Origin of the sequence: Paraburkholderia sp. SUR17, from assembly GCF_029536165.1 — a bacterium.
GTDB lineage: Bacteria > Pseudomonadota > Gammaproteobacteria > Burkholderiales > Burkholderiaceae > Paraburkholderia > Paraburkholderia kururiensis.
In genome coordinates, this window is the sequence record NZ_CP120509.1 from 886,636 (window position 1) to 905,667 (window position 19,032).

Here is a 19,032-nt window from a genome sequence, read left to right on the forward strand (position 1 = left end):
CCTCTTGCCCCCTATGAGGAAAGAGACAGAGAGGAGTTCTGCATGATCGACAAAGCCCAGCAGGACATTGAGCAGCGTGTCAGATTGGCCGGCAACAACATGTTCGAACTGCTGCTGTTCAGGTTGGGCAGCGCGCCCGGCTCGGACCAGCGCGAGCTGTACGGCATCAACGTGTTCAAGGTCCGGGAAATCGTGGAGATGCCGCCCATTACCGCCCTCGCGGGCTCGCGTCCCGAAGTGATGGGGGTGGTGGATATTCGCGGCCAGGTCATGCCGGTCATCGACCTGGCGCAGACCATCGGCTGTCGCACGGCGGGTGGCCCGCGCATTCTCCTCGTCACCGAATTTGCCCGCACCACGCAGGGCTTCGCGGTGGAAGAGGTGGATGACATCGTGCGGTTGGAGTGGAATCACGTCATTCCCGCCGATGCGTCGCTTGGCAAGGGCGCCGTGACCGGCTTCGCGCGACTGGACGGCAACACGCCCGATAGCCGCCTCGCGCAGGTGATCGACGTCGAGCAGATTCTGCGCGACGTAATGCCCGACCACGGCGCCCAGCCCGAGCAGGAGACAGGCCGCATCACGCTGCGTCCCGGCTCGAAGGTGCTGGCCGCGGACGATTCGGGCCTGGCACGCAAGCTGATCGAGCAAAGCCTTGATGAAATGGGCGTGTCCTACGTCACGACCAAGAGCGGCCGCGAGGCGTGGGAGTTCCTGCAGGGCGCCGTGCAGCGTGCGCGCGATCAGGGCAGCCGCGTTTCCGACGAGATCGCGCTCGTGCTCACGGACCTCGAAATGCCCGAGATGGACGGCTTCACGCTCACGCGCATGATCAAGTCCGACGACGAGCTGCGCGCCATTCCCGTGGTCATCCACTCGTCGCTGTCGGGCAGCGCGAACGAACAGCATGTGAAGAAGGTAGGCGCAAACGGCTACGTCGCCAAGTTTGCCGCCGCGGAACTGGCCGATGCCATGCGCCATGCGCTGGCCGAGGCATAAAAACGAACCCTGAAATGCAGACGTCTTCTCTTTCCATCCGCTTTCCCATCTCGGTCGGATCGACCACTGAAATCGTGGTCGCGCCCGGCAAAGTCGTTCGGGTGTTTCTGGTCGACTCGCTCGTCCCGCTCTACAACGTCGTGTATGCCGGCTCGCGTTTCATGGCGAATCGCGAGCAGGTGATGCGGCAGATCGAGGCGCTTGCCGCGCACGGCAGCGAAATGCCGGCGCCCACGTGGGAATGGAAGCTCAACGCAGGCTTCGACCGTTCCGTGGATGGCCATGCGAAAAAAGGCTGGATGCTGATCGAACACCAGGAAAGCTGACGGCTTTTCCGGCGTGCCGAAGCCGGCACGCCGGATAGCGCTCAGGTTCGGCTCGGGTCCTTCCGCGTTGTTTTCAGGCGCCGTTTTCAGGCGTCGGGCGGCACGCCCAGTAGCTTGAGCGTGCCTTCGGTCACGCCCGCGAAGACGGGACCCGCCACCGTGCCGCCGTAGAAGCCCTGGCCGGCAGCGGGATCGTCGATCATCACGGCGACGATCACGCGCGGGCGGCTCATCGGCGCCATGCCGACGAAGAGCGAGCGGTAGCGGTTCTTCGCATAGCCCTGGCCCACGTGCTTTCTCGCCGTGCCGGTCTTGCCGCCCACGCGGTAGCCCGGCACGTTCGCGGCGCGGCCGGTGCCGCCGTCGCCCGTGGCCATCTCCAGCATTGAACGGATCGCAGCCGCGGTGGCGGGTGTCGTCACGCGGCGCGGCTGCGCGGGTGCGCTGATGTTGGGTGCGCCGTTTGCGTCGGTGGCCGGGGCGCTTTGCGTGAGACGCACAGGGTGCAGCGTGCCGTCGCCTGCATACGCGGTGTAGACCTGCGCGATCTGCAGCAGCGACATCGACAGGCCGTAACCGTAGGCCATCGTGGCCTGCTCGATGGGCCGCCAGCGTGCGTATGGCCGCAACTGCCCCGACGCGGCGCCCGGGAACGCGAGCGCCGGCTGGTGGCCGATGCCGTAGTCCTGATACTTGCGCCAGAGGGTTTCGGCCGGCAGGTTCAGCGCGAGCTTCGCGAGCGCGACATTGCTCGATTTCTGCAGCGCCTCGGCCACCGTCACGCGGCCATGATTCGACGTGTCGTGAATCACGGCGGGGCCGATGCGCCAGGTGCCCGGCGACGTATCCACGATGGTCTGCGCACGCACCTTGCGCTCGTCCAGCGAGAGCGCGACGACGAGCGGCTTGATCGTGGAGCCGGGCTCGAACGTGTCCACCACCGCGCGGTTGCGCAACTGGCTGCCCGTGAGCCGGGCGCGGTCGTTGGGATCGAACGACGGCCAGTTGGCGAGCGCGAGAATCTCGCCGTTGTGCGCGTCGAGCACGACCACGCTGCCCGCATGCGCGTTGTGCTTCGCCACCGCGGTCTTCAGCTGCGCGTAGGCCAGTTGCTGAATGCGCCGGTCGACCGTGAGACGAACGGTCTCGCCGTTGCGTGCGGGCACGGGCGGACGCGTTTCCAAGACCACGCGCCCCAGGCGGTCGCGAATCACTTCGCGGTGCCCCGGCGTGCCGGAAAGCTGCGCATTTGCCGCCAGCTCCACGCCTTCTTGTCCCTTGTCTTCGATGTCGGTGAAGCCCACCACGTGCGCCGCGGATTCGCCCTCGGGATAGAAGCGCTTCGTATCCGCAATCTGCGTGATGCCGGCGAGCGCGAGCCGCTCGATGTGCTGTGCCGTCTGCGCATCCACCTGACGTTTGAGCAGCACGAACGAGCGGTCGCTGCGCAAGCGGCGGCTCAACTCGTCGAGCTGCATGTCGAGCAATTCCGCGAGCGGACCGTACGCCGCTTCGTCCACGAGCTTGGGCGTGGCCCAGATTTCGTAGGTGGCAAGGCTCACTGCGAGCAGACCGCCGTTGCGGTCCACGATGCGCCCGCGCGTGGCATCCAGTTCCACCGTGCGTTGATAGCGCTTTTCGCCCTGCACGACGTAGAACTCGCGATTGGCGACCTGGACCCACAGCGCGCGGCCCGCGAGTGTGGCGAAGGCTGCGGAGGCGAGCAGCACGACGAACTTCGAACGCCACGAGGGCAGGCGCGCCGCAAGCGCGGGATGAACACTGTTGCGGGCATAGCCGGCAGGCCGTTGCCGGTTCTTCGTGTAGGTCATGAACGAGAGCGGACAGCGGTCGCCGTCACGAAGCGGGTGGGTAGGCCGTAATCATAATGTAATGAACGTGTGAAGTGACGGCCGGAGCGTGGCGTCGCGACATGATTTGCCCTCGCGATGAGCGCGGCGCCGGCGTTTGCAGGGGAAGGACCAATGCGCGCAGAGAAGGCGCGCAGAGAAAGCACGCAGAGAAGGCACAAAGACCGCGACCGGGCCGTGTCGCGACCCTTTCAAATTCCGCGCCGCTCACTCGTCTAGTGAGTGCGCCATTCCGGCATGGCGTGGTTTCGAAGACGCCCGGCGCACGCGCCGGCGTCTTCATTTTTTGCAGAGACCAGCGAAGCCGGCCTCTGCATGGTGGCGATCAAGCCGGCAACTGGAAGCTCGCAATAGCGTCGCGCAGCGCGCTTGCCTGGTCCTTGAGCGAATGGGCCGCTGCGGCAGCCTGTTCCACGAGCGCCGCGTTCTGCTGCGTCACCTGGTCCATCTCGCCCACGGCGCGGTTCACCTGCTCGATGCCCGCGCTCTGCTCGCGCGAGGCATGGCTGATCTCTTCGAGAATCTCGTTCACGCGCTTCACCGACTGCACGATCTCCGTCATCGTCGAGCCCGCGTTCGAAACGAGCGCCGCGCCGCCTTCCACGGTGTCTGTCGATTTCTCGATGAGCGCCTTGATTTCCTTCGCCGCCGTGGCCGAGCGCTGCGCGAGGCTGCGCACTTCCGCTGCGACCACCGCGAAGCCGCGGCCCTGTTCGCCTGCGCGTGCCGCTTCCACCGCAGCGTTCAACGCGAGGATGTTGGTCTGGAATGCGATGCCGTCGATCACGCCGATGATGTCGCCGATCTGCTGCGCGCTGTGCGTGATCTCGCCCATGGTGCGCACCACGTCGTCCACCACGCGGCTGCCGCGCGTGGCGATTTCCGCCGCTTCGCTCGCAAGCGTTGCCGCCTGCGTGGCGCTGTCCGCGTTCTGCTTCACGTTCGAGGTCATCTGGTCCATGCTCGAGGCGGTCTGCACGAGCGCGGCGGCCTGTTCCTCGGTGCGCTGCGAGAGGTCGGTGTTGCCCGCCGCAATTTCGTTGGCGCCCACGTTGATGTTCTCGGCGCCGCTGCGCACGCGTCCCACGGTGTTCACGAGCGACTCCTGCATGGCGCGCAGTGCGAACAGCAGGCTGCGCTCGTCGCGGCCTTGCACGGTGACGTGCGCCGTGAGGTCGCCCTGCGCGATGCGGTGCGCCGTTTCCAGCGCGGTTTCCAGTTCGCCGCCCAGGCTGCGCCGCACGCTGCGCAGCACCAGCACCATCACGGCCGTGGCCACCGCGCCGAGCGTCACCGTGATGGCGAGCCAGCGCGCGAGGCTTTCGAGGAACGCCGTGCGCACGTCGTCCATGTACATGCCCGTGACGGCGATCCAGTCCCACGGCGCGAAGCGCAGCGCGTAACTCGTCTTGGGCACGGGTTCCTGGCTGCCCGGCTTCGACCACAGGTAATCGACGAAGCCGCCGCCTTCGTTGCTGGCCGCATTCACGATGTCCGTGAACATGTGATTGCCGGCCGGATCGGTGAAGTTCGCCATCTGCTTGCCGACCAGTTCAGGCTTGATGGGATGCATCAACATGACGGACTGCGAATTGTTGATGGAGATGTAGCCGTCCGCGCCGTAGCGCATGGCGGCGATGTCGGCGAGCGCCTGTTTCTTCGCGTCGTCTTCGCTCAGCACGTGCTGCTGCGAGAGGTCGTAATAGTGTTTGATGACGCCGTTGGCTTGCTGGATGAGCGCGACGAGTTGGGTGCGTCGTTCGGCGATCATCGACGTGCGGTTTTGCCACGCGCCGGACGCACCGATCAGGATCAGACCGATCCACAGAACGACGATCATCGAACCCAGTTTCTGGTTGAGGGTTAGCTTGTGCATGATGGGGGCTCATTCTTTGTAAGGCCGCTCTCGGGCAACGCGCGTCCCTGGCGGGGTTACTTGCCATAACGGCACTGCGGATGCCGCAGCGCAGCAGGGGAAACCCGTAATTTCGAGCCTCATGCTCAGGCTGTTTGTCGCACGCTTGCCTGCGATGCGAATGCGCTCCCTCGTTGTTTGCAGCGCCTGCTATTCCTTGCGATGTGTCGTTGCTATTCGCAGAGCGAGAGGGCGTCGCACGACACTGCGACGTGTTCTGCACATTCGTCGTATTCGTCGTATCTGTCGTGTGCATGATGTGCGCCCGGACGCGTGACCGGATCTTTCTCGGGCGGCCCTTCGGGGCGCTGAGGTTCGTCGTTGTGATGGCCCGGCGTGGGCGGCGATGTGCGCTCGCTGTCGGGGTCGCGCGTGGGGTCCGCCAGCGGATCGGGTAGGGGGGCGGTATGCATGCGGATCATCAACTCACCTCGCGGGAAGGAGCGAGGCCGGCGTGCTTCGAAAGTACACGTAAAGTACAGGTGAAGCAGCCGGCGCTCGCCGGTCGTCGTCTTTCATAGCGTAGGCGATACCGCGCGGCGATGCAGGGACTTCGGTGCGCCGCGCGTCGCTCACCACACCGGCTTCCTCGCACGTTTGCCGTGCGCCCGGATGGCATCGAGCTGCCAGTAGCGTTCGGGCGCGAACACGTCGTCGTAACCGTTGGGCAGCGCGCGCAACTGGCTTTCGTAGGCGAGTACCGCTTCGCGTTTGGCGAACGCCTGACGCGATTCGTCGAGCGTGTGATCGTGCGCGGGATGCGCGGGCGTGGCGGTAATGCCGCGTTCGAGCAGATCTGCGAGGCGTTCCTGCACGAGGCCCGGCAGGCGCCGGTAAATCGCTTCTTCATAGGCGAACCACGAGAGATGCGCGAGCCGCGGCAGCACTTCGCAGCACGCCGCGAACACGAGCGCGTGGTCGCTGTGAAAAAGCCCGAGCGGCATCAGCAGCGTATTGGCCGTGGACCCATAAATGACCTCTTCCAGCGCGGCCGCGAGCGTGCTCACGGTGGGCGAGTCGAGGTACTGCGCATCGAGAAACGGCATGCGGACCGGAATCGCATCGAGCAAGTCGAGCGCGCGGTCGTCTTCTGCCGCGCGCATGCGAATGGCTTCGTGCGCGCCGCTGAAACCGGACTGCTTGTCCCAGGGCGTGGACAGGTCGTGCTCGGGAGCACCGGCGAACACGGTGCAGACGGCGGCATCGGGATGCGTGGCGAGCAGGGCGCCGCATCCGAACACGGCATCGTCGAAATGAGGGGAGACGACAAAGAGGCGCGGGTTGGTTTCGCTCATGGGCGTGGGAAGGGTAGCGGGCAGTGGCGCGCGACAGCGGGTCACCATCGTCGCAACAACGACGACTAGCGGCAAGACCGGTGAGAGCGGCGGTCACATCAGCTTAGACAATGGCACGCTGCTTTCGTAGGACATTTTCGCGGGACTTGAACGACGTGGGGCAAGCGATGTGCCTGCGCGCGAGCGTGGCGCATCGACGCGTCGTCTGTCGTCTCATTCGCCCTTGAGGTCGGCCGGCGTATCGACGTCGCGCAGGATGCCGGGGTCGTCCACCTCGATGCGGGTCACGGCCTGTGACGAGAAGAGCGCGCGTGCGCCGGTGTCGCCGTCCAATGCCACGAGCGCTTCGCGATGCGCGGCACCGAAGCCCACCGGGTGGCCCCGCTGCCCGCGATAGTACGGCGCGGCGAGCGGCGCGCCCTGATCGACGGCGCGCGCCACGGCTTCAACGGTGGAGACCGCGATCCACGGCATGTCGGCAAGGGCAACGACCCAGCCTTGCGCATCGTCCGTCGCCTCGACAGCGGCGGCGAGGCTTGCGCCCATGCCGCGCTCGGCCGCGGGGGAGAAGATCACGTCGCAGCCCGCTTCGTTGAGCACGCGCGCGAGCGCGTCTGCGCCAGGACGAACCACCGCTACGACCTGAGGCACGACGAGCAGCAGACGATGCGCCGCCGCGTGCGCGACCGTCGTGCCATCAGGCAGCGGCGCGAGCAGCTTGTTGCGCAGACCGTCGGGATCGAAGCGTGAGCCCGTACCGGCGGCAAGCAGCACGCCGGTCGCGAACGATTCGTAGGAAGGCATGAGAACGGCCAGGTGGGGAATGAGGCCGATTGTGCGGCGCAACCGGTCGTGAGGCAAGCGTCGGGAATGGCGGGCGCTTATAGGCCTGGTGCGAGGCTTGCTGCGAGGCCCGATGGCTTATAGGCCGAGTGCGGATGTGCCTGCGGCACATGCGTGCTCAACTGGACTGCGTATCGGCGCCCTTCGGCCCGGGCTGCGCCGGTTGCGACCGTTGCGAAGGCTTCGAAAACATGGCCTGGCACGCGGGCTTCAACTCGTCGTAGTGCGATTGCAGGCAGTGGGCGATCTTCTGCTTGTTGGGAATGTCCTCTGCACAGAAGTGAAATGCGTCGCCCTTGCAGGCACTTTCTTCCTGCTTGCGCGACTGGGCAGGGGACGACACGCTGAGCGCGAGCCCTGTGGCGAGCAGCGCGCAGGCGAGTACCGAGCTTGTCGAGACGCGAGTCGTCATGGTTCCTCCCGGGCGTCCTTGCTGTGGCTGAGTGTTGGATTGCTGGGGCTGCGCAGTTGCAATAGCGGGTTGCCACGCATGCGATGCACCCACTGGCCGCTTCGCACGAAGCGTGCCCGGCACGCGGCTTGCAGCATTGCGTGCATGCAATGGAGGAACGGTCATGACACGTTTTCGCCTCTTGCCCGCCATCGCCACCTTGGCGGCAACGATGACAGCGGGGCTCGCGCTTCCCCTCGCGAGCGCGCGGGCAGACGATACGCCGAGCCCCTGCGCGGCGCTCAAACGCATCGTCGCGGCAGCGCCCCAGGGCTTCCAGTCGCTCGGTCCCGACGACGGACGCGCCGTCGCCCAACCCTATGGCGACGACGCGCGCTGCACGCCGTCACGCGCGGCGTATCGATGCGAATGGACGCCGCACGACGCGGGATCGTCGGCGGCTGCGTTGCAGGGCGTGGGCGCCGACATCGCCTCGTGTCTGCCCGATGCCACGCACGACCAGAACTCGCCCGCGCGCCAGCACTTCTACCTGGGCGCAGGGGGCGATCGTACGGAAATCACGGCGGCGGCAGCGGGCGCTTCGCGCGTCACGCTGACGGTTTCGAAGCCGTAGCGGCAGCGCTGGTCGAGCGCGCAGCGGGCGTTGATGGAAGGCGCCCGTTTGTAATTTCTTCCGCGGGTTCGCATCGCGTCACGGCTTTTTGCGAGCGGGAAGCTGTGACGCGATGCAATGCCATGCGATGCAATGTGCGAAGACCTTATCCCTGCGCGGTCAGATCGACGAGATCCGGAATGGCGACGTCCGGATTCACGTCGGCGTCGTAGTTCACCGACGCGAGGCCGAAGCCGAAGAGCCGCAGGAATTCCTGCTTGTAGCCGGCGAAGTCCGTGAGTTCGTAGAGGTTCTCTTTCGTTACGTGATTCCAGAGGTCGCCGATGCGCGTCTGCACCTCGGGCGCCAGTTCCCTGTAGTCGGCCCGCAGGCGGCCTTCGTCGTCCCGATGCGGCGCGGCGCCGTAGAGGCTCTCGCGATAGAGCCCATACACCTGCTCGATGCAGCCTTCGTGCGTGCCGTTTTCCTTCATGACCTTGAGCAGCAGCGCGAGATACAGCGGCATCACGGGAATGGCCGAACTCGCCTGCGTGACCACGGCCTTGAGCACGGCCACGCGCGCGTCGCCGCCGTGCGCGGCGAGCTTCGCGCGGATGTCGAGCACCTTGCGGTCCAGGTCCTTCTTCGCGGCGCCGATGGTGCCGTTCCAGTAGATGTCGTGCGTGAGCGTGTCGCCGAGGTAGGTGAACGCCGTGGTCTTCGCGCCGTCGGCGAGCACGCCGGCTTCGCTCAGTGCATCGATCCACATCTGCCAGTCTTCGCCGCCCATCACGGCCACCGTGTTGTCGATCTCGGCCTGCGTGGCGGGCTGGATCACCGTTTCGCCGATGGTTTCCTTGTCGGTGTCGAGGCCGCGCAGCGTGACGGTCTTGCCGATGGGCTTGAGCGTGGAGACGAAGGTCTCGCCGGTGATTGGGTGCGTGCGCCGCGGTGCCGCGAGGCTGTACACGACGAGATCGACCTGGCCCAGATCGCGGCGAATGGCGTCGATGGTTTGCTCACGCACGGCGTGGGAGAACGCGTCGCCGTTGATGCTTTTCGCGTAGCGGCCCGCTTGCCGCGCGAATTTTTCGAACGCGGCGCTGTTGTACCAGCCGGCCGTGGCCGGTTTGCTTGCGCTGCCGGGGCGTTCGAAAAACACGCCGAGCGTATCGGCCCCGTACGCGAACGCGGCCGTGATGCGCGCGGCGAGTCCGTAGCCCGTGGAGGCGCCGATCACGAGCACTTTCTTCGGCCCGTTCGCCACCTCGTCTGCAGCGCCGTCACGGCTTTGCGCCGTCACGTAATCGATCTGCTCCTTGACGTTGGCTTCGCAGCCGGCGGGATGGGCCGTGACGCAGATGAAGCCGCGCACGCGCGGTTTGATGATCATGTACTCCCCTTGTCGAGATGCGGGCCGTGGCCGCGGACGCAAAAAATGACGGCATTTTAAAGGAGCCGGCCAGCAAGCGGACGCGACACGCGCGTGTCGCACGCCGCTTGCCGGCGGCACGCGCGTGCTCATGCCCGGCTGGCCGATGCCTTCGGGCATGGCGCGGTAGACTGCGGCAACTTCGATGTGAGGCTTTTATGGGCCAACTGACAGGCCAAACGATGGACCAAACGACGGACCAACCGACGGACTAAAGCGACAGGCTAAATGGACAGAATCGACGCCATGCGGGTGTTCGTTGCGGCGGTGGACGAAGGCAGCCTCGCGGGCGCGGGCCGGCGCCTCGGACGCTCGCCCGCCGCCGTGAGTCGTGCCGTCGCATTCCTCGAAGAGCACACGGGCACGGCGCTGCTGCACCGCACGACGCGCACGCTGCGGCTGAGCGAAGCCGGCGAACGCTATGCGGGTGCGTGCCGACGCATTCTCACGGATCTCGAAGAGGCCGACCTGCTCGTTGCCGGCGAGGCCGCGGCCCCGCGCGGCCTGCTCACGGTCACGGCGCCCGTGGCCGCGGGCGAGGAGCTATTGCAGCCCGTGCTCGAAGCGTTCATGGCGCTCCATCCCGACGTCACCGTGCGCCTGCAGTTGCTGGACCGTCCCGTGAGTCTCATCGACGAAGGCGTGGACGTGGCGCTGCGCATCGCGCATCTGCCGGACTCGTCGCTGATCGCCATTCCCGTGGGCGAAGTGCGGCGCGTGGTGGCCGCCGCACCGCACTATCTGGGCGGGCATCCGCCCATCATGCAGCCCGCCGATCTTGCGGGCCATCGCATCATCGCCATGACGCATTTCGGCCTCGACTCGTGGAGCTTCCCGCCTGCGGGGCGCTCCACGGTGCCTTTCGTCGTGCAGTTCACGCCGTGCTTCACCGTCAACACGGTGCGCGCGGCGGTGGCCTCGGCCTGCGCGGGGCACGGCGTGACGCGCGTGTTCTCGTATCACGTGGCGGACGCGGTGCGCGGCGGTGCGCTGAAGATCGTGCTCGAAGACAACGAGCATGCGCCGCTGCCGGTGCATCTGATCACGCCGCAAGGGCGGCTTTCGGTGCCGAAGGTGCGTGCGTTCGTCGACTTCGCGGCGCCCCGTTTGCGCGAACAGTTCGCCCAGCGGCAGCGGATTACCGACCGCCGGTAACGTTGCGGCCTGCCTCGCGTGGGCCTTGCATGGGCCTTGCGCGAGGGCGATGATTCGATCGCTGCGCGGAAGAATGTCTTCCGTGGCGAGCCCATTCAGTTGCAAAACGATTCAATCTAGACTGCCTTTCAGCGAAGGCCGGGACCTTTTCTCCCTCCCCGGCCGGAAGGAGTCGACGATGGATTACGCAGCAACCAAGGGCAGGGCCGCAGGCGCGGCCTCCTTCAATCTCTGGCGCGGCACCGTGGCGGGAGCGAGTGCGAGTCTCGTCGGCATTGGCCTCGCGCGTTTCGCGTACACGCCGCTGTTGCCCGCCATCATCGGCGCGCATTGGTTCGACGCTTCGACGGCCGCGTATCTGGGTGCGGCCAACCTGGGCGGTTATCTCGCGGGCGCACTCGCGGCGCGTGCTCTCGCGAAGCAGTTTCCCGCCGCGTGGGTGCTGCGCGCGATGATGGCGCTCGTCACGGTGGCGTTCGTCGCGTGTGCGCTGCCGGTGTCGTTCCTCTGGTTCTTCTTGTGGCGGCTCGCGTCGGGTGTGTCGGGCGGCGTGCTGATGGTGATGGCCGCGCCCACCATCCTCGCGCACGTACCGCCTTCGCGGCGCGGCTTCACGAGCGGGGCGATCTTCACGGGCATCGGGCTTGGCATTGCAGCCTCGGGGACCATCGTGCCGCTGTTGCTGCATCAAGGTCTGACGCAGACCTGGCTCGGGCTCGCCGCGGTCTCGCTCGTGCTTACCGTTGTCGCGTGGAACGGCTGGCCGCATGAGGAGCCGACGGTGCACGCGTCCACCGCCACGCACAACCCCCACGCCGCGCACAAGGCCCCACCGGTTCGCGGACTGCGCGCGCTGTACGCGGGTTACGGCTTGAATGCGGTGGGTCTCGTGCCGCACATGATCTTCCTCGTGGACTACGTGGCGCGCGGTCTCGGCAAGGGCGTGGACGGCGGCGCGCAGTACTGGGTGCTGTATGGCCTTGGCGCGATGGTGGGTCCGCTGGTGAGCGGTCATCTTGCCGACCGGGCGGGCTTTGCGCGGGCGCTGCGCATCGCATACGGGGTGCAGATGATCGCGGTGGCGCTGCCGCTGCTGGGGCTCGGCCCCGTGCCGTTGATGATCTCGAGCGTGGTGATGGGCGCCTTCGCGCCCGGCATCGTGCCGATCGTGCTGGGCCGCGTGAACGAAATGCTCGCGCATCACCCCGCGGCGCAGAAAGGCGCATGGAGCAAGGCGACCACGAGCTTCGCCGTGATGCAGGCGGTGGCCGCGTATGGACTGTCGTTCCTGTTTTCCCGCACGGGCGGCGGTTACGCGATGCTGTTCGCCATCGGCGCGGTCGCTCTGGTGCTCGCGCTGGCACTTGATCTGATCGTGACAGAGAAGGCGAAATGAGCCGGCCCGCCGACGTGGACGGAACGGTGGAAGCGGCCGCGACGGCTGATGATGTCACCGCCGTAGCCGACGTAGCAGCGCACGTGCAGGCGTCAGCCCCTCGCAGCTATGCCGGGCGCAACGAGCGCTACTGGCGGCGCAACCTGACTGTCTGCGTGTTCGGCTCGTTCACCACGCTCGTGAGCCTCAGCATGTTGCTGCCGTTCCTGCCGCTCTATGTGCGGCAACTCGGCGTGAGCTCGCAGGCTGCGGTGATTCAGTGGTCCGGCGTGGCGTTTGGCGCCACGTTTCTGGGCACGGCGGTGACGTCGCCGCTGTGGGGCCGGCTGGCCGACCGCTACGGACGCAAGCCGATGCTGGTGCGCGCCGCTATCGGCATGGCGGTGGTGATGTCGCTGATCGGCGTGGCTCACACGGTGCATCAACTCGTGGCGCTGCGCCTCGTCGCGGGGCTGGTGGGCGGTTATGCATCGGCGTCCACGGTGATGGTGGGCACCCAGGCGCCGCGCGAACGCGCAGGCTGGGCGCTCGGTGTGCTGTCGACCGGCGCGCTCGCGGGCAATCTGATCGGGCCGCTCGTGGGCGGGCTGCTGCCGGGCTGGATCGGCATTCGCGGCACCTTCTTCGCGGGCGGCGCGATGATCGCCGTGGCTGCTTTGCTTACGATCTTTGTCGTGAAGGAAGATTTTCAGCGCGGCGACGGGATGGCGCGGGCATCACGGGCGGCATCGCGCCCGGCCGTTGACGGGCGCAACGGCACACGCTTGCCGCATCGCGCCAACTACGCGGTGATCGCCGCGCTGCTCGTCACGGCGATGATGGTGTTGCTCGCGAACATGTCGCTCGAGCCCATCATCACGGTCTATATCGGCGGGCTCGGCGTCGCGGCGGATCGGCTGACGCGCGTGGCGGGCGTCGTCATGGCGTGCTCGGCACTCGGCAGCATGTTGACGGCGGCGCGCCTCGGCGCGCTCGCGGATCGCATCGGCAGCTGGAACGTGATCGTCGGTTGTCTCGTGGCGACAGCGCTCGTCATGATTCCGCAGGCGTTCGTCACGGAGTGGTGGCAGCTTGCGGGACTGCGCGTGCTGATGGGCATGACGCTCGCGGGGCTGCTACCCGCCATCGCCAAGCTCGCGCGGCACGCCGTGGACGAACGCAGCACCGGCCAGATGCTCGGTTATCTGCAATCGGCGCAGTTCAGCGGGCAGGTGGCGGGCCCGCTGATTGGCGGGCAGATTGGCGTGCTGTTCGGATTGCACGCGGTGTTCTTCGTCACGGGCTCGCTGCTCATGCTCTGCGCGGGGCTTGCGCATTGGGCGCGCAAGCCTTGACGTGCGCGGCGGCGTTCGGCGTGCCGCTGCGGTGGACGGCGCTGCTCACGCCTGCGCGGGACCCATCACCTTGTCGAGCGTGATCGGCAGATCGCGCACCCGCACACCCGTTGCGTGATAGACGGCATTGGCAATCGCAGCGGGCACGCCCGTAATGCCGATCTCGCCAATGCCGCGAATGCCGAGCGGATTGAAATGCTGGTCGTTCTCGTCCACGAACGTGACGTCGATGTCGTGGATGTCCGCGTTCACGGGCACGTGATACTCCGCAAGGTTCGCGTTCGTGAAGCGGCCATGGCGCAGGTCGAGTTGCGTGCCTTCTTCGAGCGCGGTGCCCACGCCCCACACGATGCCGCCCATCAACTGGCTGCGCGCGGTCTTCGCGTTGAGCAGCCGCCCCACGCTGTAGACGCCCACGATCCGCGCCACGCGAATGGTGCCGAGTTCCGCATCCACGTGCACTTCGGCAAACACGGCGCCGAACGAGTGGAACGAGTAGCGCGCTTTCTCTTCGCCAGGCTTCGTGGTGCTCTGCGCCTCGATGGGCTGGCCGCCCGCCCGCGCGATGATGGCCGCGGCCGGATCGCGCCGCGAGTTGTCGCGGCGGCTCGTCACCCGGCCGTCTTCCACGGTGACGTCTTCGGCTGCGGCGCCGAAGAGCGGCGAGCCCTTGTCGGCAATGGCCGCGGCGATCAGCTTCGCGCGCGCCTGCAATGCTGCTTCGCGCACCGCGGGCGCGACGCTGGCCGCCGACTGGGAGCCGCCCGACCCTGGCGCGCGCGGCAAGGTCGAATCGCCCAGCGCGAAGCGGATGTTCTGCGGGGGAAAGCCGAGCGCGTCGGCGGCCACCTGCGTCATCACCGTATAGGTGCCCGTGCCGATGTCCTGCGTGCCCGAGGCCACCATGGCCGTGCCGTCGGGCAGGATGCGCGCGATGGCCGATGCTTCGCTGCGATTCGCGGGATACGTCGCCGTCGCCATGCCGAGCCCGACCAGCGTGTCGCCGCGGCGCATGGAGCGCGGCGTGCTGCTGCGGCGCGACCAGCCGAAGCGCTGCGCGCCCACGCGATAGCACTCGCGCAGCGCCTTGCTCGACCATGGTTTGCCATCCTGAGGATCGACCTCGGCGTAGTTGGCGAGCCGCAGCGCGACGGGGTCCATACGCAGGCGCCACGCGAGTTCGTCCATGGCGGATTCGAGCGCGAACGAGCCCGGCGTTTCGCCCGGCGCGCGCATGAAGGTGGGCGTGCCGACGTTGAGCGGCACGAGCCGGTGCGTGGTGGCCTGGTTCGGCACGGCGTAGAGAATGCGCGTGGCGAGGCCGCACATCTCGGTCCAGTCTTCGAAGGTCGAGGTGTTGGCGAGCGTGTCGTGGCGCATGCCGGTGAGCGTGCCGTCGTGGCGCGCGGCGAGCACGAGGCGCTGCTCGGTGTGCGGACGGCCGCCCACGGGCCCGAACATCTGCGGACGCGTGAGCGCAAGGCGCACGGGGCGGCCCGTCTGCTTTGCAGCCATCGCGCACAACGAAACGTGCGACCACGACGAGCCCTTGCAGCCGAAGCCGCCGCCGAGGAACGGCGAGATCACGCGCACGTTGTCGGGCGCGATGCCGAACACGGCGGCCACCGCCGTGCGCGCGCCCGACACGCCTTGCGTCGAGTCGTAGAGCGTGAGTTGCGGGCCGTCCCAGTGGGCCATCGTGGCGTGCGGCTCCATGGGATTGTGGTGCTGCATCGGCGTGGTGTAGGTCACGTCGAGCACGGCGGCGCCTTCGTGCAAACCGGCCTCCACGTTGCCGCGCTGCGTGGCCATCGGGCGGTTCTGCTGGTCAGGCGGAGTGTGAGCCGCAGCCTTGGCGCGATCGAAGTCGAGTGCGGCGTTGCTCGCGCGGTACTGGATGCGTAGCGCGTTCGCGGCGTCCGTTGCGCGTTCGAGCGTGTCGGCCACCACTACGGCGACAGGCTCGTTGCTGTAGCGCACCTGGTCGTCCTGCAGCAGCGTGAGCCGGCGCCCCGCGGGCGGCGACAACGGCGAGCGCCCGCTGTTGGGCAGACGCATGGCGTTTTCGTGCGTCATGACGAGCAGCACGCCGGGCATGGACTGCGCTCGGCTCGCATCGATGGATGCGATGCTGCCGCACGCAATCGTGCTCGTGACGAGCACCGCATGCGCGAGGCGCGCTTCGGGAAACTCGGCGGCGTAGCGTGCCTCGCCCGTCACCTTGAGCACGCCGTCGATACGATCGAGCGGCTGGCCGGTCAGGTTGTTCATGCGAAGTCTCCAATCTGTCCTGCGGCGCGCTTCACGCAGCGCACGATGGCGCGTTGCGCGAGCGGCACCTTGAAGGCGTTGTCCTCGAGCGGCCGGGCGTCGCGCAGGGCGAGGGCGGCGGCGTCGCGCAACGTGGCATCGGTGAGGCGCTGGCCCGCGAGCCGCTGTTCCGCCGCCGTGGCGCGCAGCGGCTTGTGCGCCACGCCGCCCAGCGCGATGCGCGCTTCCTTCACGGTGTGGCCGTCCATCTGCAACGCAGCCGCGACCGAAACGAGCGCGAACGCGTAGCTCGCGCGGTCGCGCACCTTGAGGTAATGCGCGTGGTCGGCGAAGCGCGGCGGCGGCAGATCGACCGCGGTGATGAGTTCGCCGGGTTCGAGCGTGGTGTCGAGATCGGGACGGTCGCCGGGCAGACGATGAAACGAGGCGAACGGGATCTGCCGCTCGCCGCTCGGGCCGCTCACGAGCACGACGGCATCGAGCGCCGCGAGCGCCACGCTCATGTCCGACGGATTTACGGCCACGCATTGCGGGCTCGCGCCGAGTATGGCGTGCATGCGGTTGTGGCCACCCATCGCGGCGCAGCCGCTGCCCGGGTTGCGTTTGTTGCACTGGGCGAACGCGGGATCGTAGAAATACGCGCAGCGCGTGCGCTGCATGAGGTTGCCGCCCACCGTCGCCATGTTGCGCAACTGTGCCGAGGCACCGGCGAGCAGCGCCTGCGAGAGCAACGGATAGCGCGTGCGAACGAGCGCGTGATTCGCGGCGTCGCTGTTACGTACGAGTGCGCCGATGCGTAGCGCGCCGCCCGGTCGTGTATCGATCGAATCGAGGCCGCTGATGCGCGTGATGTCGATGAGCTTGACGGGATGCGCCACGCCGCCCTTCATGAGGTCCAGCAGATTCGTGCCGCCGCCGATGAACACCGCGCCCGGTTGCTGCGCGGCACGCACCGCGCTTGCGACGTCGGTTGCGCGTTCATAGGAGATCGCTTCCATGTGGGCTCGCTCCTGTCTGTTGTCTGTTGCGTGGATCAGTGGATCGATGCGTGGGTTATGCCTTCGCCGTATGCACAGCGCGCACGGCGGCCACGATGTTCGGATACGCGCCGCAGCGGCACAGGTTGCCGCTCATGCGCTCACGGATCTCGTCGTCGGAAAGCTGTGCGGGACGCGTGCGAACGTCGTCGGTGGCGGCGCTCGCGGTGCCTGCGGAAAACTCGTTCAAGAGGGCCGTGGCCGAGCACAGTTGGCCTGGCGTGCAATAGCCGCACTGAAACGCGTCATGTTCGATGAACGCCTGCTGCATGGGACTCAGCACACCGTTGTTCGCGAGGCCTTCCACGGTGGTGATGCGCTCGCCCTCGTGCATGACGGCAAGCGTGAGACACGCGTTGATGCGGCGTCCGTTGGCGAGCACGGTACAAGCGCCGCATTGACCGCGGTCGCAGCCCTTCTTGGTGCCCATGAGACCGGCGTATTCGCGCAGCGCATCGAGCAGCGTGACGCGCGGTTCGAGTTGCAAGGTGTACTCGCGGCCGTTGATGTCGAGCCGCACAGGCTGCGGCGGGACGGCTGCGCGCGGCGGCGTGGGCGAGACCGATGGCGGCACGGCAGAGGGCGCCGCCACCTGAGGCGCCTGCGCGCGCAGATGCGGCGCCGCGCCTATCGTTGCGGCCGCCGCCGCGGACTGCAGGAAGCGGCGTCGGGCCGTATTGGCCGGGGGCGGCGCGCTGTCGGCATCGGAAGCGTGGGGCCGATGAGTCGATGCCGTCGCCTCGTCATCAGGCGTCTCGGCATGGGTGGGTGTCGTCGTGAATCGATCGCTGGACATGACGTTCTGCTCACTCCATGAAGGTGGGTGCAGAGGCAGCAATTTCAGTGCCGCGCGCGGGGGTGCAGGCCCGCGCATCAACGTCGCACGTTGCACGCAACACGCGGCAAAGTAAAGCAGATGTCGCGACTTTCGTTCGATATGACAGCGGTCTGGCGCGAGGCTGTCACGCAGGTGTCGGCATGCTGTCGTGATCGACAGAAAAGGGCTTGGAGGGGCGTGAACGACGTTGCACCGAAGGCTTGCGATTTCGCTACGGGATTTCGCTACGGCACGCTCGAACGCGATGGGTCGATGGGTGGCGTGTGCGATCGATCGACGGCTTGCGCTGTTGCGCTGCTACGCCCCTTCGTTCACCGCATCGCGTTTCGCCTGCGCGCGCCATTGCGCCGGGGTCACGCCCACGTGTCGTTTGAATACGCGCTGGAATGCGGCGTCGGACTGATACCCCACCGCTTCACCGATCTCCGCCACGGAAAGCCGCGTTTGCGCCAGCTTGCGGCCGGCCAGCGTCATGCGGATTTCGGTCAGCACGTCGACGGGCGAACGGCCCAACGCTTCTTCGAAGTGGCGCACGAACGTCGCACGCGATATGTGGCAGCGCGCGGCGAGTGCGGGGAGGGTCCACGGTTGGGCGGGCTCGTCGAACATCGCGGCAATGGCCGGTTGCAGACGCGGCCTCTGCGCGAGTGCAAGCAGGCCACGCGGGGCGTCGGCAGATTCGCTCGCGCAGCGCAGTGTCAACGCGAACAGCGCACCGGAGAGTTGATTCACGATCGTTCCATAACCGGGGCGCTGCTCGAACGCTTCTTCGCGCATGAGTTCGACGAGACGCGCAAGACGACTGGCCGCGAAGGCGGTATCGCGTTCGTCCTGCTCGACACTCGCGGTCATGCTGCTGACGATGAGGCGTTGCGGCAGATGATCGCGTAGCAACTGCTGCGGCACGACCGGCAACACGAACCATCCGCAGAGCAGGTCGGCGCCACCACGCGTGCCGCCGTTGGTCGCGATGGTCAACCCGTCAACCTGTTCCTCGCGCACGGCGCGTGCCCGTCTGCCGCTGCCGTCGTGTACGGTGTGCGCGCTGCCGGACGGGAACAGCACGATGTCGCCCGCCTTCATGCGCACCGCGGATTCGCCGCGTGGCGCGCCGGGTATTTCCACGACGGCTTCGCCACGCAACAGCACGTGATAGCGGATTTCCCACTCGCCGGCGCGTGGCTCGTCGAGCCGCCACGGGGAGCCGAAGTGGCAGCGCACGTCGAGTCGCCCGGCGACGGGCATCAGCGAAAGGAGTCGGTCGAGTAGTTCCATGTGAGACGTTTGAGCATGAATTTGCGCAATTGTGGCATTAA

At 67.1% G+C, this 19,032-nt stretch carries 17 protein-coding genes; 6 read left to right on the plus strand and 11 right to left on the minus strand.

The annotated features are described in order from the left end of the window. The first annotated feature begins 42 nt into the window (after positions 1 to 42). Positions 43 to 999 (plus strand): chemotaxis protein, encoded by a 957-nt coding sequence (locus P2869_RS21410; protein WP_277599478.1) that lies wholly within the window; start codon positions 43 to 45, stop codon positions 997 to 999. A 14-nt stretch (positions 1,000 to 1,013) separates the two neighbouring features. Further along, on the plus strand, positions 1,014 to 1,325 hold the full coding sequence (locus P2869_RS21415) for a hypothetical protein (RefSeq protein WP_199541155.1): 312 nt from the start codon (positions 1,014 to 1,016) through the stop codon (positions 1,323 to 1,325). An 86-nt stretch (positions 1,326 to 1,411) separates the two neighbouring features. On the opposite strand, the gene P2869_RS21420 is transcribed toward P2869_RS21415, so the two are convergent. The 6 genes from P2869_RS21420 to P2869_RS21445 all read right to left on the minus strand — a co-directional run bounded on the left by P2869_RS21420 (position 1,412) and on the right by P2869_RS21445 (position 7,661). Further along, positions 1,412 to 3,157, minus strand: a complete 1,746-nt coding sequence (locus tag P2869_RS21420; RefSeq protein ID WP_277599479.1) for a penicillin-binding protein 2 — start codon at positions 3,155 to 3,157, stop codon at positions 1,412 to 1,414. A 364-nt stretch (positions 3,158 to 3,521) separates the two neighbouring features. After that, positions 3,522 to 5,072: a methyl-accepting chemotaxis protein gene (locus P2869_RS21425; RefSeq protein ID WP_277599480.1), complete on the minus strand. Its 1,551-nt coding sequence runs from the start codon at positions 5,070 to 5,072 to the stop codon at positions 3,522 to 3,524. A 212-nt stretch (positions 5,073 to 5,284) separates the two neighbouring features. Then, on the minus strand, positions 5,285 to 5,524 hold the full coding sequence (locus P2869_RS21430; RefSeq protein WP_277599937.1) for a hypothetical protein: 240 nt from the start codon (positions 5,522 to 5,524) through the stop codon (positions 5,285 to 5,287). Positions 5,525 to 5,683: 159 nt separating this feature from the next. Further along, entirely contained in the window at positions 5,684 to 6,406 is a 723-nt protein-coding gene (locus P2869_RS21435; RefSeq protein ID WP_277599481.1) for a PIG-L family deacetylase, read from the minus strand. 213 nt (positions 6,407 to 6,619) lie between these two features. Beyond that, complete coding sequence (locus P2869_RS21440) at positions 6,620 to 7,210, minus strand: nucleotidyltransferase family protein (protein ID WP_277599482.1); 591 nt, start codon at positions 7,208 to 7,210, stop codon at positions 6,620 to 6,622. 157 nt (positions 7,211 to 7,367) lie between these two features. After that, positions 7,368 to 7,661, minus strand: a complete 294-nt coding sequence (locus P2869_RS21445) for a hypothetical protein (protein WP_199541158.1) — start codon at positions 7,659 to 7,661, stop codon at positions 7,368 to 7,370. A gap of 163 nt (positions 7,662 to 7,824) precedes the next feature. Between P2869_RS21445 and P2869_RS21450 the strand changes: the two genes are divergently transcribed. Next, positions 7,825 to 8,274, plus strand: a complete 450-nt coding sequence (locus P2869_RS21450) for a hypothetical protein (protein ID WP_277599483.1) — start codon at positions 7,825 to 7,827, stop codon at positions 8,272 to 8,274. Between the two features lie 145 nt (positions 8,275 to 8,419). On the opposite strand, the gene fabV is transcribed toward P2869_RS21450, so the two are convergent. Then, entirely contained in the window at positions 8,420 to 9,646 is a 1,227-nt protein-coding gene (gene fabV / locus P2869_RS21455) for an enoyl-ACP reductase FabV (RefSeq protein WP_277599484.1), read from the minus strand. A gap of 267 nt (positions 9,647 to 9,913) precedes the next feature. Here fabV and P2869_RS21460 point away from each other — a divergent pair, with 267 nt between their 5' ends. The 3 genes from P2869_RS21460 to P2869_RS21470 all read left to right on the plus strand — a co-directional run bounded on the left by P2869_RS21460 (position 9,914) and on the right by P2869_RS21470 (position 13,570). After that, positions 9,914 to 10,840, plus strand: coding sequence for a LysR family transcriptional regulator (locus tag P2869_RS21460; RefSeq protein ID WP_277599485.1), 927 nt, complete (start codon positions 9,914 to 9,916; stop codon positions 10,838 to 10,840). A 178-nt stretch (positions 10,841 to 11,018) separates the two neighbouring features. Continuing rightward, on the plus strand, positions 11,019 to 12,236 hold the full coding sequence (locus P2869_RS21465) for a YbfB/YjiJ family MFS transporter (protein ID WP_017777476.1): 1,218 nt from the start codon (positions 11,019 to 11,021) through the stop codon (positions 12,234 to 12,236). Next, entirely contained in the window at positions 12,233 to 13,570 is a 1,338-nt protein-coding gene (locus tag P2869_RS21470) for an MFS transporter (protein WP_277599486.1), read from the plus strand. Before P2869_RS21465 ends, P2869_RS21470 begins: the two co-directional genes overlap by 4 nt. Positions 13,571 to 13,615: 45 nt before the next feature. Here the strand turns inward: P2869_RS21470 and P2869_RS21475 are convergent, their stop codons facing one another. From P2869_RS21475 to P2869_RS21490, 4 genes are all read right to left on the minus strand, one after another. Continuing rightward, positions 13,616 to 15,841, minus strand: a complete 2,226-nt coding sequence (locus P2869_RS21475; protein WP_277599487.1) for a xanthine dehydrogenase family protein molybdopterin-binding subunit — start codon at positions 15,839 to 15,841, stop codon at positions 13,616 to 13,618. Further along, positions 15,838 to 16,839 carry a xanthine dehydrogenase family protein subunit M gene (locus P2869_RS21480; RefSeq protein WP_277599488.1) on the minus strand — a complete coding sequence of 334 codons (1,002 nt, stop codon included), beginning with the start codon at positions 16,837 to 16,839 and terminating at the stop codon, positions 15,838 to 15,840. The genes P2869_RS21475 and P2869_RS21480 overlap by 4 nt, the downstream gene beginning before the upstream one ends. A 55-nt stretch (positions 16,840 to 16,894) precedes the next feature. Continuing rightward, on the minus strand, positions 16,895 to 17,674 hold the full coding sequence (locus tag P2869_RS21485; protein ID WP_277599489.1) for a 2Fe-2S iron-sulfur cluster-binding protein: 780 nt from the start codon (positions 17,672 to 17,674) through the stop codon (positions 16,895 to 16,897). A 339-nt stretch (positions 17,675 to 18,013) separates the two neighbouring features. Continuing rightward, the gene (locus P2869_RS21490; RefSeq protein ID WP_277599490.1) at positions 18,014 to 18,991 is read right to left on the minus strand and encodes an AraC family transcriptional regulator; all 978 of its coding nucleotides are present in this window, start codon (positions 18,989 to 18,991) and stop codon (positions 18,014 to 18,016) included. Positions 18,992 to 19,032 lie beyond the last annotated feature (41 nt).